Annotated in this window: 16 protein-coding genes; 9 read left to right on the forward strand and 7 right to left on the reverse strand. The window is 60.7% G+C overall.

Annotated elements, in window-relative coordinates:
- The 3 genes from BN1800_RS44300 to BN1800_RS37225 all read right to left on the reverse strand — a co-directional run.
- On the reverse strand, positions 1-102 hold a 102-nt coding region (locus BN1800_RS44300; RefSeq protein WP_132568084.1), incomplete at its 3' end, for a helix-turn-helix domain-containing protein.
- Positions 103-176: 74 nt separating this feature from the next.
- On the reverse strand, positions 177-809 hold the full coding sequence (locus BN1800_RS37220) for an NUDIX domain-containing protein (protein ID WP_087005612.1): 633 nt from the start codon (positions 807-809) through the stop codon (positions 177-179).
- Positions 806-2,944, reverse strand: a complete 2,139-nt coding sequence (locus BN1800_RS37225; RefSeq protein WP_037140598.1) for a molybdopterin-containing oxidoreductase family protein — start codon at positions 2,942-2,944, stop codon at positions 806-808. Before BN1800_RS37225 ends, BN1800_RS37220 begins: the two co-directional genes overlap by 4 nt.
- An 83-nt stretch (positions 2,945-3,027) precedes the next feature.
- Here BN1800_RS37225 and BN1800_RS37230 point away from each other — a divergent pair, with 83 nt between their 5' ends.
- A complete protein-coding gene (locus BN1800_RS37230) occupies positions 3,028-3,900 on the forward strand; it encodes a 23S rRNA (adenine(2030)-N(6))-methyltransferase RlmJ (protein WP_027507348.1) in 873 nt (290 codons plus the stop codon).
- A 56-nt stretch (positions 3,901-3,956) separates the two neighbouring features.
- Positions 3,957-4,553: a glutathione S-transferase gene (locus BN1800_RS37235; protein WP_087005615.1), complete on the forward strand. Its 597-nt coding sequence runs from the start codon at positions 3,957-3,959 to the stop codon at positions 4,551-4,553.
- 51 nt (positions 4,554-4,604) lie between these two features.
- Here the strand turns inward: BN1800_RS37235 and BN1800_RS37240 are convergent, their stop codons facing one another.
- Entirely contained in the window at positions 4,605-5,240 is a 636-nt protein-coding gene (locus tag BN1800_RS37240; RefSeq protein ID WP_027507350.1) for an outer membrane protein, read from the reverse strand.
- A 366-nt stretch (positions 5,241-5,606) separates the two neighbouring features.
- Here BN1800_RS37240 and BN1800_RS37245 point away from each other — a divergent pair, with 366 nt between their 5' ends.
- From BN1800_RS37245 to BN1800_RS37270, 5 genes are all read left to right on the forward strand, one after another.
- Positions 5,607-6,374: an SDR family oxidoreductase gene (locus BN1800_RS37245; RefSeq protein ID WP_087005618.1), complete on the forward strand. Its 768-nt coding sequence runs from the start codon at positions 5,607-5,609 to the stop codon at positions 6,372-6,374.
- Positions 6,371-8,410, forward strand: a complete 2,040-nt coding sequence (gene uvrC / locus BN1800_RS37250; protein WP_087005621.1) for an excinuclease ABC subunit UvrC — start codon at positions 6,371-6,373, stop codon at positions 8,408-8,410. Before BN1800_RS37245 ends, uvrC begins: the two co-directional genes overlap by 4 nt.
- 111 nt (positions 8,411-8,521) lie before the next feature.
- Positions 8,522-9,112, forward strand: a complete 591-nt coding sequence (gene pgsA / locus BN1800_RS37255; RefSeq protein WP_027507353.1) for a CDP-diacylglycerol--glycerol-3-phosphate 3-phosphatidyltransferase — start codon at positions 8,522-8,524, stop codon at positions 9,110-9,112.
- A complete protein-coding gene (gene moaD / locus BN1800_RS37260) occupies positions 9,109-9,363 on the forward strand; it encodes a molybdopterin converting factor subunit 1 (RefSeq protein WP_027507354.1) in 255 nt (84 codons plus the stop codon). Before pgsA ends, moaD begins: the two co-directional genes overlap by 4 nt.
- Positions 9,364-9,625: 262 nt before the next feature.
- The gene (locus BN1800_RS37270; protein WP_087005627.1) at positions 9,626-10,087 is read left to right on the forward strand and encodes a molybdenum cofactor biosynthesis protein MoaE; all 462 of its coding nucleotides are present in this window, start codon (positions 9,626-9,628) and stop codon (positions 10,085-10,087) included.
- Here BN1800_RS37270 and BN1800_RS37275 read toward each other — a convergent pair whose 3' ends face one another.
- Entirely contained in the window at positions 10,088-10,984 is an 897-nt protein-coding gene (locus BN1800_RS37275) for a branched-chain amino acid ABC transporter permease (protein WP_027507356.1), read from the reverse strand.
- 64 nt (positions 10,985-11,048) lie between these two features.
- Here BN1800_RS37275 and BN1800_RS37280 point away from each other — a divergent pair, with 64 nt between their 5' ends.
- Both BN1800_RS37280 and BN1800_RS37285 read left to right on the forward strand, forming a co-directional pair.
- Complete coding sequence (locus tag BN1800_RS37280) at positions 11,049-11,594, forward strand: CGNR zinc finger domain-containing protein (RefSeq protein WP_087005630.1); 546 nt, start codon at positions 11,049-11,051, stop codon at positions 11,592-11,594.
- Positions 11,591-12,097, forward strand: coding sequence for a hypothetical protein (locus tag BN1800_RS37285; protein WP_087005633.1), 507 nt, complete (start codon positions 11,591-11,593; stop codon positions 12,095-12,097). Before BN1800_RS37280 ends, BN1800_RS37285 begins: the two co-directional genes overlap by 4 nt.
- A 74-nt stretch (positions 12,098-12,171) precedes the next feature.
- On the opposite strand, the gene ndk is transcribed toward BN1800_RS37285, so the two are convergent.
- Both ndk and BN1800_RS37295 read right to left on the reverse strand, forming a co-directional pair.
- Positions 12,172-12,594, reverse strand: a complete 423-nt coding sequence (gene ndk / locus BN1800_RS37290) for a nucleoside-diphosphate kinase (protein WP_027507359.1) — start codon at positions 12,592-12,594, stop codon at positions 12,172-12,174.
- A gap of 83 nt (positions 12,595-12,677) precedes the next feature.
- Positions 12,678-13,367, reverse strand: coding sequence for a glutathione S-transferase family protein (locus tag BN1800_RS37295; protein WP_087005636.1), 690 nt, complete (start codon positions 13,365-13,367; stop codon positions 12,678-12,680).
- Between the last annotated feature and the right edge of the window lie 141 nt (positions 13,368-13,508).

A 13,508-nucleotide genomic window follows, 5' to 3' on the forward strand; every position in this document is an offset into this window, starting at 1 on the left:
GAGGCGGCAGCAGCCGACGGTCTGGCGGAACAGCCGCGCCTGCCGCGCGTCCGGGTAGATCCTGTATCGGTAGCCAAGCCGTTCCTTCATCGGAACGACCATAGGACGTTCTTCATATGTTCCGCAAGCGCCGGCGGATGCCGGACCGGAACATGGTTAACGGCGTCCCGTCCGCCTTACCCCGCCCGGAAGGACGAGGTTTGCGGCGGACACGCTCCGATCAAGCTATCCCTATTCATCGCCGCCCATTGCAGCAGGATGATCGTTTTCATGTCGCGGATTTCGCCGGTTTCGATCATGGCGATCGCCGTATCGAGCGGAACCTCAAGCGCTTCGATATCCTCATGCTCCTCTTCCAATCCGCCGCCGTTCGAGACGCGGTCCGTCGTATCGATCAGTGCGGCGAAGAAATGCACGACTTCGCTGTTGGAGCCGGGTGAACTATAGGCCTTGAAGAGAAACCGGACGTCGCGGATGCGGAATCCGGTTTCCTCTGTCGCTTCGCGGCGGATCGCCGCTTCGGGCTCTTCGCCGTCGAGAAGCCCTGCCGGCGTTTCGATTATGAAGGCGGGTTCGCCCTGCAGATCGGGCGGCAGGCGGAACTGTTTGACGAGGACGACGGAGCCGCGCTTCGGATCATAAAGTAGGATCGTGGCGGCCGGCGTGCGGTGATAGACCTCGCGATGAAGGCGATGGGTGACGCCGTTCGAATCCGTATAGTCAAGCTCGTAAACGCTCAGCCGCGTCCAGCCTTCGGCAAGCGTCGTTTCGCCGACGACTTCCGCCTTTGCCTTCGCGAACTTCGTCATGCCGGATCCTTGCGCAGCCAGACCTTGTTGTCGTGGATTGCAGCCCCGCCATAGGGCGCTACAGGGTCCGCGCCGGTGAGCACATTGATGCCCTCCCCGTTGACGTGCGCCTTGTTCGGCCACAGGCCCTCGGCGATCACCACCCCCGGCTTGACCTCCGTCGTCACGCGGGCGTGCAGGCGCACCTCGCCGCGCCGGTTTCCGACCTGGACGAGATCACCGTGGCCGATCCCGTTCGCCTCGGCGTCCTGCGGATTGATCATCAGCTCGGGACGCCCCTCCTTTTGCCGCGAGGTTTTCGTTTCCGAGAAGCTGGAATTCAGGAAATTGCGCGCCGGCGAGGTCGCCAGGCGGAAGGGATGCTCGGCATCGGCCACTTCGATGACGTCGACCTGATCGGGAAAGGCCGGCAGCTCGGAATGCGGCCCGAGCAGACCGACGGAATCCGGTGGGCGGTTCGGCGCCGGCTGGTTTGCCCAATCCGGCCGGAAGCGGAACTTGCCGTCCGGATGCGCGAAACCGTTGAGAAAATGCGCATCTTCGAAGACGGGCTGGCGGTCGAACCATTTGTGTTCGAGGAAGTAATCGTAGCGCGGAAGGCCGCTTGATTCGAGAATGCGATCGACCATTTCCCGCGCGCTAAAGCCGAAGCCTGGCCGATCTGCGACGCCGAGGCGCTTTGCCAGCTCCTCGATGACGAAAAGGTTGGTGCGCACCGTCGGCGGCGGCTCGACGAGTTTCGGGCCGAGCAGGATGTGGTTCTGGCCGCCGGCGCGATAGATATCGTCATGCTCGACGAACATCGTCGCCGGGATGACGATATCGGCCATCTCGGCGGTCTCGGTCATGAACTGCTCGTGCACGGCTACGAAGAGGTCGTCGCGAGCGAAGCCGCGTTTCACCAGCCGCTGCTCGGGCGCGATGTTTACCGGATTGGTGTTCTGGATCAGCATGGCGGTGACCGGTCCGCGATGGCGGAGTGCCACTGGATCTCCGGTCAGCACGCGGCCGATCTGCGATTGGTCGAGCATGCGGATATCCGGATCCTTCATCGGTTTGCCGGTGAGCTCCGCATTGTTCATGCGGAAGATATCGCTGTTCGAATGGAAGGCGCCGCCGCCTTCATATTGCCAAGAGCCAAGCACGGTGGCGATCGAGGCTGCTGCGTGCATGGCGACTGCGCCGTTGCGCTGCCGGGTAAAGCCGTAGCCGAGGCGGAAATAGGTCTTCTTCGTCGTGCCGACGAGCTTTGCGAAAGCCTCGATCTCTTCAACCGGGAGCCCGGTGATCGCGGCTGCCCATTCCGGCGTCTTCGTCTGGAGGTGCGCTTCGAGGCCGGCCGGATCATCCGCATATTTCGCCATATAGGCGCCGTCGGCATAGCCGTCGCGGAAGGCGATGTGCATGACGGCGCACGCGAGCGCCGCATCGGTGCCGGGCCTGACGATGAGCGCCATGTCCGCCTGCTTCATCGTCGGATTGTCGTAGATGTCGATGACGACGATCTTGGCGCCGCGCTCCTTGCGGGACTTGATCGCATGCGTCATGACGTTGACCTGCGTCGAAACCGCGTTCGTTCCCCAGATGACGACGCAATCGGTACGGCCCATCTCGCGCGGATCAGGACCCCGGAGCGTGCCCGTTGCCATAGTGAAGCCGGTCCAGGCCGGGTTGGTACAGATCGACGAGAAGAAGCCGGAATAGCGTTTGGCATGGCGCAGGCGTTCGATGCTGTCCCGCTGCACCCAGCCCATGGTGCCGGCATAGTAATAGGGCCAGACCGCCTCGCTGCCGTTCTTCGCTTCGGCCTTCACGAAGGCTTCGGCGATCTCGTCCAGAGCCTCGCCCCAGGAAATCTGCTGCCAGCGCCCCTCGCCTTTCGCGCCGGTGCGGCGCAAAGGGTGCATCAGCCGGTCCGGATGATAGAGTCGCTCGGCATATCGCGCGACCTTGGCGCAGATGACGCCGGACGTATAGCTGTGATCGTTGGCGCCGCGCACGCGGCCGATGCGGCCGTCCTCCGCGATCTCCACCTCCAGCGCGCAGGTGGAGGGACAGTCGTGCGGACAGGCGGTGTGCCCGACCTTCTTGCCGGGATCGGCGGATTTAGCGTGAATGGGGGTCGCAATGTTCATGGCTTTTCTATATTCCAAGCCGTCATCCCCCAAAAGCCGGAAATGACGGCGATGACACAAATTCATAGCAGGCATCAGCGAAAATGAACTACCGCCATATCTATCACGCGGGCAATTTTGCCGATGTGCTGAAACACGCCGTTCTGGCGCGGCTGATCCGTTACATGCAGAAGAAGGATGCGGGTTTCCGCGTGCTCGACACGCATGCAGGCGTCGGACTCTACGACCTTTCTTCGGAAGAGGCGCAAAAGACCGGCGAGTGGCAGGACGGCATCGGAAAGATCATGGAAGCTGAGTTTGCGCCGCAGGTGGCTGACCTGCTCGCGCCCTATCTTTCTGCGATCCGGGAACTCAACCCGGAGGGCGGCATGCGCTTCTATCCCGGTTCGCCGAAGCTTTCGCGCATGCTCTTCCGCCCGCAGGACCGGCTTTCGGCGATGGAGCTGCATCCGGAAGATTATGCCCGCCTTCACCGGCTGTTCGAAGGCGATCACCATGCCCGTATCACAGAACTCGACGGCTGGCTGGCGCTCGGCGCGCATCTGCCGCCGAAGGAAAAGCGCGGCATCGTGCTCGTCGATCCGCCTTTCGAGGAAGACGGCGAATATGAGCGCCTGGTCGATGGCCTGGTGAAAGCCTACCGGCGTTTTCCGGGCGGCACCTATTGCCTCTGGTATCCGCTGAAGAAGGGGGCACCCATCAAGGAGTTCCACGAGACGCTGCAGGAAACCCAAATTCCGAAGATACTGTGCGCCGAACTCAGCGTGCGCAGCGACCGCGGCGGCGTCACCGGGTTGACGGGCTCCGGCCTCGTCATCGTCAATCCGCCTTTCACGCTGAAGGACGAACTGCACGCGCTGCTGCCGGCGCTCAAGGATGAGCTTGCCCAAGACCGGTTCGCCTCACAACGCACCTTCTGGCTGCGCGGCGAGGCGAAGGCCGGAAAGGCAGATTGACCGCCTGCTGCACTTGCGAAATAGTCCCGCGCCGAAACTGCTTTCCGAGGTGAAACATGAAGCTGCTTTGCTCTCCGACATCGCCCTACTCCAGCAAGGTGCTCATGGCCGCGCACTATCTGGAGCTCGGCGTCACCGAAATCCGCGTCGATACCAATGCCGGCCCGGCGGTCCTCGTTGACAACAACCCGCTCGGCAAAATCCCGACGCTTTTGACCGATGAAGGGCTTTCGGTCTTCGACAGCGTGACGATCATGCATTATTTCGGGCGGCTCAAGAACAGCAAGCTCTACCCTTCAAAGAACGGTAAGCGAACCGAGGCGGAGATTCTGGAAGCGCTCTGCGACGGCATTTGCGATTGCCTGCTGGCGATCATTTATGAGCGCCGCTTCCGCGAGGAGGAGAAAGTGCACCAGCCCTGGATCGACCGGCAGTGGAAGAAGGCCGTCAGCGGCCTGAACCATATCAGTGCGCATCCGCCGAAGATCGGCAAGAGACTGAACGGCAGCCATTTCGCGCTTGCGGCGACGATCGGCTATCTGGAACTGCGCTTCAAAGACCAGTGGGAAGCCGACCATCCGGAACTGATCGACTGGGCACGCAAATTCGAGAAGAAATTCCCTGCCTACGGGGAACTCAAGCCGCACGGCTGAGGCGAAAAAGCCGGGCGCGAGGCCCGGCTTTCATCATGTATTTTCGGCAACTTAGAACTTGACGCCGATACCGACTTTGACGCTGTGTTCGTCATAGCCGCGCGATACGTTCGTAGCGCCGAGATCGAAGTCCTTGTTCTGATAGTCGCTGAAGCGGTATTCGACACGTGCCGTAATATTGTTCGTCACGAGGGCTTCCGCACCCGCGCCGACGGTGTAGCCGAAGGCCGTGTTGGTGTCGGATTCGCCGAAGCCGCTGACCTTGTTGTTCGCCGCAGCGGCACCAGCCGTCGCGTAGAGCAGGAACGGGTTCAGGTCGTAACCGACGCGGCCACGCACGGAGCCATTGAAGCGGTTCTTGTTGGTGATGCCGTCCGACGTGCTGTCGAGGCCGGAATAACCGAGATCGGCTTCGACACCATAGACGATCTGGCCGCTCTGCCAGTTGTAACCCGTGTAGAGCTGGCCGCCCAATGCGTAACCGTCGCGGTCTGCACCGAAGTTGCCCTTATTATAGGTGCCCGCGCCGCCGAGATAGAAGCCTTCCCAGTTGCCTGCCGGAGCGGCCGGCTCGGCCTGCGCTACCGGAGCTTCCGGAACCTGGTCGACCGCGTCGGCAGCGTTGGCGGCGGAAAAACCGGCGATCAAGAAGGCGGATGCCATCAGGCTGGCAATAAATGTACGCATACTTATTCTCCTTTCGATCCCGCGCCCTTCGTAAACTATCCTACGCCGAAGCATTCGCGAGAAATTACTAGATGTCCCTCTCGGATCGAGGTCGAAAGTGGAGAGCAATTGCGGATTTGAGAGAGCCAAATTGTGAAATGATTGTGGCGGAGAAGCGGCTGAAATTCGATGTTGCTACAGAGCAACAGAATACTTGTTAACCATAACGATTGGTTAATCTGACAATACTTAATTTATGAACTTCATTTCTCAAATACTACATAGAATAAATCGGCAACAGAGGCAACCGTCACGGCCTATTTATATAGTCTGTGCCTGCCCCTATATAGAAACGCACCGAGAATCGCAGGACCAGAAGGCACGCTTTTGAACGAGAAAAGACTTAAGGCGGCGCTCGTAACCGGAGCTGCCAAGAGAATAGGCCGGGCGATAGTCGAGGATTTGGCGGAAAACGGCTTTTCCGTTGCCATTCATGCCAATAGCTCGATCGACGAGGCCGAGGCCGTTGCGGCGGAATTGCGGCGCCAAGGCAAAAGCGCCGTCGCAATGCAAGGCGACCTCACGAAAATAAACGAGACGGAAGCCCTTATAAAAAGAGCCGTAGACCAGCTTGGCCCCATCGATCTGCTCGTCAACAATGCCTCGGTCTTCCGCGAAGATTCGCTGAGAAAGATGGATGCCGGTGTCTGGGACGAACATTTCGCCGTGCATGTCCGGGCGCCTTCGATCCTCGCCGGGCAATTCGCCGCCCAGCTGCCGGAAACGTCCACCGGCCTCGTTGTCAATGTCATCGACCAGCGCGTCTGGGCGCTGCGGCCGAGCTTCTATTCTTATACTCTGTCGAAGTCGGCGCTTTGGACCGCAACGCAGACGATGGCGCAGGCACTTGCTCCGAAGATTCGCGTCAACGCCATCGGGCCCGGTCCCTCGATCCCAAGCGAACGGCAGTTGCAGGAAGACTTCCAAGCGCAGGTCGCAGCCCTTATCTTGAGGCGAGGACCTGCGTTGGAGGAATTCGGCCGGACGATTCGCTTTCTGTTCGAGACGCCCTCGATCACGGGTCAGATGATTGCACTCGACGGCGGCCAGCATCTCGCGTGGCAGACGCCGGATGTGCTGGAGATCAAGGAATGAATGCCAAGAAGCTGCCCGATGGCGGCGTTCTTTACGATGAAACCGACGAAAACGAAGACGATATCGAGGTGGAAAGCGACCTTTCCGCCGCGCCGGTGCCGGCTGCAATCGACTGGAATGAAGGCGGCGGCAACGAGAGCGGGCTTGCCGGCGCGGAACTGATCGGCGAATTCGTCAAGCGGCTGCCGAACAGCCCCGGCGTCTACCGCATGTTCAATGCCGACGGCGACGTGCTCTACGTCGGCAAGGCGCGCAGCCTCAAGAAGCGCGTCGGCAACTATGCAATGGGCCGGGTCCACTCCAACCGCATCGCGCAGATGGTCCGCCTGACCTCGCATATGGAATTCGTGACGACGCGCACGGAGACCGAGGCGCTGCTTCTGGAAGCGAATCTGATCAAGCGCTTACGGCCGCGCTTTAACGTGCTTTTGCGCGACGACAAGTCCTTTCCCTATATCCTCATCACGGGCGACCATCGCGCCCCGGCGATCTTCAAGCATCGCGGCGCCCGCGCCCGCAAAGGCGACTATTTCGGCCCCTTCGCCTCCGCCGGCGCAGTGGGCCGCACGATCAATTCGCTGCAGCGCGCCTTCCTGATCCGCACCTGCACAGACAGCGTTTTCGAGACGCGCACGCGACCCTGCCTTCTCTATCAGATCAAGCGCTGTTCAGGGCCCTGCACCCGCGAAATCAGCGACGAAGGCTATGCGCAGCTGGTGCAGGAGGCGAAGGATTTCCTTTCCGGCAAGAGCCAGAAAGTGAAGGCGCATATGGCGGAGGAAATGAACGCGGCTGCCGAAGAGCTCGATTTCGAACGCGCCGCGGTCTATCGCGATCGCCTGGCTGCACTCTCACACGTCCAGAGCCATCAGGGCATCAATCCGGCAGGCGTCGAGGAGGCGGACGTCTTCGCGATCCACCACGAGGGTGGGATTTCCTGCATCCAGGTCTTCTTTTTCCGCACCGGGCAGAACTGGGGTAATCGCGCCTATTTCCCGAAGGCCGACCCGCAGCTTTCGGGCGCCGAGGTTCTGAACGCCTTCCTGGCGCAGTTTTACGACGACAAGCCGGTGCCGAAGCAGATCATGCTGTCGGAAACTGTCGAGGAAATAGAACTCCTGGCGGCGGCACTTGGCGAAAAAGCCGGACACAGGGTTTCCATCCTGGTGCCTCAGCGCGGCGAGAAGCGCGATCTTGTCGATCATGTCGTTGCCAACGCGCGCGAGGCACATGGCCGAAAACTTGCCGAAACTGCGTCGCAATCACGCCTGCTCGAAGGCTTCAAGGAAACGTTCGGTCTCCCCTACGCCCCGCAGCGGATTGAGATCTACGACAATTCGCACATCATGGGCACCAATGCCGTCGGCGGTATGGTCGTCGCGGGGCCGGAAGGCTTCGTGAAGAGCCAGTACCGCAAGTTCAACATCAAATCGACCGACATCACGCCCGGGGACGACTTCGGCATGATGCGCGAGGTAATGACGCGGCGGTTCTCGCGGCTGATCAAGGAGGAAGGCATTCCGGACAGGTCGCAGCCGGTATCCAGCGCTGAGGCCGCCGATATGCCGTTCCCCGCCTGGCCGGACACAATCCTGATCGACGGCGGCCAAGGTCAGATGACCGCGGTGCGCGCGATCCTCGAAGAACTCGGTATCGCGGACAGCGTCATTGCCATCGGTGTTGCCAAAGGCGTCGACCGCGATGCCGGGCGTGAGCGTTTCTTCCCGCCGGGGCGCGAAAGCTTCACGCTGCCGCCGCGCGATCCCGTGCTCTATTTCATCCAGCGCATGCGGGATGAAGCCCACCGCTTTGCCATCGGCTCGCATCGCGCACGGCGCAAGAAAGAGATGATCAAGAACCCGCTCGACGAGATCGGCGGCATCGGCCCGTCGCGCAAGCGGGCGCTGCTGCAGCATTTCGGCACTGCAAAGGCGGTTTCGCGCGCAGCGCTTTCCGATCTCATGGCGGTCGACGGCATTTCCGAAACGGTCGCAAAGCAGGTCTACAACCATTTTCACGACGATGCCGCTAAATAGGCGGCTGCGGTCGCAAATTCCACGCAAAGGCGGCAGAAAACCAGAAAGAATGTTGACGGCTTGCGATCAAACCCGTCATCTACGGGCACAAGCATTCAGAGAAACGGTTTCATGGCATCGCGCGCATATAGTCTTCCCAACTTACTGACCTACGGCCGTATTCTCGCGGTACCGCTGATCGTCCTCTGTTTCTTTATCGAAGGACGGCTCGCCATCAGCAATACGGCGCGATGGGTTGCCCTCTGGATCTTCGTCATCGCCTCGCTCACCGATTTCCTGGACGGCTATCTGGCGCGCATCTGGAACCAGACCTCGAATATCGGCCGCATGCTCGACCCGATCGCCGACAAGCTGCTCGTCGCCTCGATCCTGCTGCTGGTGGCCGCGGATCAGACAATCGCCGGCTGGTCGATCTGGGCGGCGATCACCATCCTCTGCCGCGAAATCCTCGTTTCCGGGCTGCGGGAGTATCTTGCCGCGCTCAAGGTTAGCGTTCCCGTCACGCGGATCGCCAAATGGAAGACGACATTGCAGTTGGTGGCGATCGCGTTTCTGCTCGCAGGTCCAGCGGGCGACGAGATTTTCCCCTACACGACGCAGATCGGCATCGGCCTTCTGTGGATCGCCGCCATTTTGACCATATATACCGGCTACGACTATTTCCGCGCGGGCCTGAAGCACATCGTGGACAACGAAGAATGACACGGCTTGTCTATTTCGCCTGGGTGCGCGAACGGATCGGCAAGAGCGAGGAAGACATCGCGCTTCCTTCCTCCGTTGTCACCGTTGCCGATCTTCTCGGCCACCTGAAGACGCTCGGCGAAGAATACGAGACGGCGCTTCAATACGAAAACGTGATCCGCGTGGCGCTCGACCAGGAACATGCCGAACACGACGAGCCGATCGGCAATGCCCGCGAGATCGGGATTTTTCCCCCGATGACGGGCGGGTGAGATATGTCGGCACAACAGCCGAGTTTCCGAGACGACGAATGGAAACACTGCGTATAGAGACGACTGCCCCACACTCCTCCCTCATTCCTGTGCTCGTCACAGGAATCCAGTGCGCCCAAGTCCTTGGGCGCGGGAGAAGCTCTTGCAAAAGTGAAAGAGTCATTCACGGCGCGGACACGCCGTCGCCGGATTCCTGTGACGAGCACAGGAATGAGGGAGCATGCGGTAACCTCGTCGTCCGTCATCGAGCGGAGAGTGTGCTGTGACCATCTCCCCCACCATCTGCGTCCAGCGCGAAGATTTCGACCTGCAGACCGAAGTCGATCGGCTGACGAGGGCTGAGCCCGGTATTGGCGCGATCGTGACCTTCTCCGGCCTCTGCCGTGACGAAGGCGGCATGCTCGCCGCGCTCGAACTCGAGCATTATCCGGGCATGGCCGAGGCGGAGATGACCCGCATCGCAAATCTCGCGATCGAGCGTTTCGGCCTGCTTGGGCTCACCGCCATCCACCGCTTCGGAAAAATCGCCGCGGGGGAAAATATCGTGCTGGTGATCGCCGCCGCCCCGCACAGGCAGGCGGCATTCGACGGCGCAAACTTCGTCATGGATTATCTGAAGACCGCCGCGCCCTTCTGGAAGAAGGAGCATGGCACGGACGGCTCGGCAGGCGATTGGGTCTCCGCCAAGGATGCAGACGACGCGGCACGCGACAAGTGGAAATGATCAGGGAATGGCCCGCTCGCGCCTGCTCAGCACCAGCAGGAAGACGAGCAGCGAGAAGATGACGAAATCCCGCCAGAGAAACGGTCCGTAAGCGGTCCACAGGGTTTCGGCAAAGCCGATGCCGGCCGCGCCGCCCGCGGATCTCAGCGGATCGGAATAGCCGCCCGCCGCAGCGATCATCAGCACCTTAAGGCCGAAGAGCAGGCCCGCGCCGAAATTCATCGAGCCGTAGTAGAAGGTCGTCAGGATGCCGCAGCATGTGGCGACGAAGACGGCGGCCACATAGGCACCCAGGAAGACGCGGCTTGCGCTAACGCCGCAGAGCTCGGCGGCGAACGGATCATCCGTTACCGCGCGCCAGATACGACCCCAGGCGCTGCGCCGGAGCACCAGGCCGCCAATCGCGATCAGCGCGCACATGAGCGCCGTATTGATGAGCTGAATATAGGTCAGCGTCACCTTGAACGACGCGTCGCTCCAGAACACGACGGTGCGGTTGAAAAAGGGCGAGAGCCAGAGTTCCCGCGTATCGGACGCCAGCCGCGCCGTCTCCATGAGCAGGATGGTCACGCCGAGGGCTGCGACGATGACCGTATTTGGCGAACGGCGCACGAGCGGCTGCATAACGGAGCGGCCGATCCAGAAGCCGGTCCCGAGAGAATAGACGAAGGACATGAGGACGCCGATCGCGATCGAGGCGGGCAGGACGAGCCAAAGCCGGTTATAGGCAAAATCGGTGAACAGCAGCAGGATCTGCCCGGCGAAAGCAAACATCGCACCATAGGTGATGTCGGCGCGTTTGGTGACGCCGAAGGCCAGTGCATAGCCGAAGGCAAGTGCCGCATAGAGTGCTGCCAACGGCACCGCGTTTGCCAGCTGCTGCAAAAGATAACCCATCGAAAACTCCGGACCCTTTGCAAATATAACTGGCAAAAGCCATTTTACCAGTTATATTTTCGCTATGACCTTTGCCTGGACCGCACATCGTTTTTCCAGCGGCGCGCTGGCGCTGGATGTCGCCAACAGTGTCGTTCTGCGCCATAATACATCACGCCGCATCGACCGTTTTGCAGTGCGTGAACAGCTGGAGAGTTTTCCGCTGGCGGCGGCAAAATTCTGCGCCGAGCGCGCGCTTTTCGGCGACGTGCTGCCGGTGGCTCCGGAAAACAGGCCGAACTTCATTGCGCTGCGCGAGGCGACGGACCGCTATTTCCGGCAGAAGGTGCTGACCGGCAACGACGATCGTCTTCTCGCGGAACTGCTCGAGACACTTGCCGTGACGCTGCGCGATGCAAAGCCCAACGGGCTCGACGCCGCGACCGCGCATTCGGTGCTTCGGCTCATTGCCATGCCCGATCCAGAGCGCATGAAGATATGCCGCAATTGCGGCTGGCTGTTCATCGATCGCAGCAAGAACAAAAGCCGTGCCTGGTGCGACATGGCCGTCTGCGGCAACCGCGCCAAGGCGAGCCGGCACTACCGCCGGAAGAAGGAGGAGGCGATATGAAGATCAAGGCTGTTACGGCGCTGGCGCTGGGTGCGGCGCTGATTGCCGGGTGTCAGCGCGAAGTGGAAAAGATGGTCGAAGTCAGCGGCCATATGTTCGTGTTCAACTACCGCGTCGCGACCGCCACCTATCTCGTCACGCTCAAGAAGACGTCGCCTATTCCAGACGGCACAGTGGCGATCGCGGAATTCGAGAATCCGGCCGGCGGCGATCCGATCATCCTCAAGGAGAAAGTCTTCCCGGCCTGGGACAAGATCACGCTGCAGAGCCCGAGCCTGCACTGCGTCCGCAAGGACAGGCCCTATTCCGTTAATATCCGCCTTGTCGATGCCGAGGGTACGACGCTGCAGGAGTTGAAGACGCAGCTGGTCTCGGACGTCGATCAGTCGGTGCTGCCGAGCAAGCCGCTCGTCGTCGGGCCGCTCTATACGCAGAACCCAGAGGTCTTCAAGCCGGACGGAACGACCGACTTCAGCAATGCGGACAAGTGTCCCGCGGTATAATGAAAAAGCCGGAGCGAGGCCCCGGCTTTCGAGAGTCATTTCAAAGGCTTCAGCCTTACGGCTGAGCTTCCGATTCAGCCGACGATTTCAGTGTCGGAGAACCAGTACTTGATTTCCTGGGCAGCCGTTTCCGGAGCGTCGGAGCCGTGCACGGAGTTTTCGCCGATCGAAAGAGCATGGACCTTGCGGATCGTGCCTTCGTCAGCGTTTGCCGGGTTCGTCGCACCCATGATTTCGCGGTTCTTGAGGATAGCATCTTCGCCTTCGAGAACCTGAACGACCGTCGGGCCAGAGGTCATGGTTTCGACGAGTTCGCCGAAGAACGGACGCTCCTTGTGAACGGCGTAGAAGCCTTCTGCTTCGCGCTTGCTCATCCAGACACGCTTGGAAGCAACGACGCGCAGGCCGGCATCTTCCAGCATCTTGGTGATAGCGCCCGTCAGGTTGCGCTTCGTTGCGTCCGGCTTGATCATCGAAAAGGTGCGTTCAATCGCCATTGGGTCAAATCCTCTGGTTTAGCGGGAAAAGTGGGCGGTCTTTACCCGCCCGCAGCCCCGAAAACAAGGGGGACGCGGCAATTTCACGCCGCTGTCATAGTGCGGCCCCTGCCCTCATGCAGATCAAGGCAGCGCTCGAACCACGTCATCACCGAATCGTCCGCCGCAAGCATGGAGAGACCGGCGATGACACGCAGCCACTGCAGCGCACCAAAGACGATGTAATCGGCAAAGAGCGGGCCCTCGCCGCCGATGAAAGGCTGGAACTTCAGCATATGCCGTATGGGCTCGAGCTTAGCCGGGAATGCGGCCTTCTCTGCCTCGCGATCGGCGGCGATCTCCTCCAGTGTCTTGCCGAGCCGCTGCTCGCGGCTTTCGCGGAAATAGGCCTTATCGCCTTCATCGAGAACCGCATGAATGTCGAGCAGCGCGATGCGCATGATCGCGGTGTGGATCACCGTCTGGGAGTAGCCTTCAACCATGCGCGACAGCGCCTTGCCGCCCTCGCCCCTGAAAAGCGAGGGACGATCCGGATAGGCCTCCTCCAGATAAAGCGCAATTGCAAAGCTGTCGGAGACCAGACGGCCGTTGTCCTCCAGCACAGGAACCGTCGGCGAAAAACCGCCGCCGATCTGGCGGATGCGGGCATAGGTCGTCGGAATCTCCTCGAAACTCAGCCCCTTGTGGGCCAGCGCCATGACAGCTTTCCAGCAATGCGGGGAAAAGAAATTCTGCGGGTCGGCACCGCACAGGGAATAGAGCGCTCTGGTCATCGTCTGCCTTTTCAAAAAGGGGGTTTCGGTTTTGCATTTCACGACAGATGCTGGCCGCGATCAAGTGACTTCTCCCCACCGTGAAGGACGGGGCTTCCGGTCTTGATCACGCCGCATTCGCGCGGGGACTGCTACCGTCTT

The organism is Rhizobium sullae (assembly GCF_900169785.1).
Classification (GTDB): Bacteria; Pseudomonadota; Alphaproteobacteria; order Rhizobiales; family Rhizobiaceae; genus Rhizobium; species Rhizobium sullae.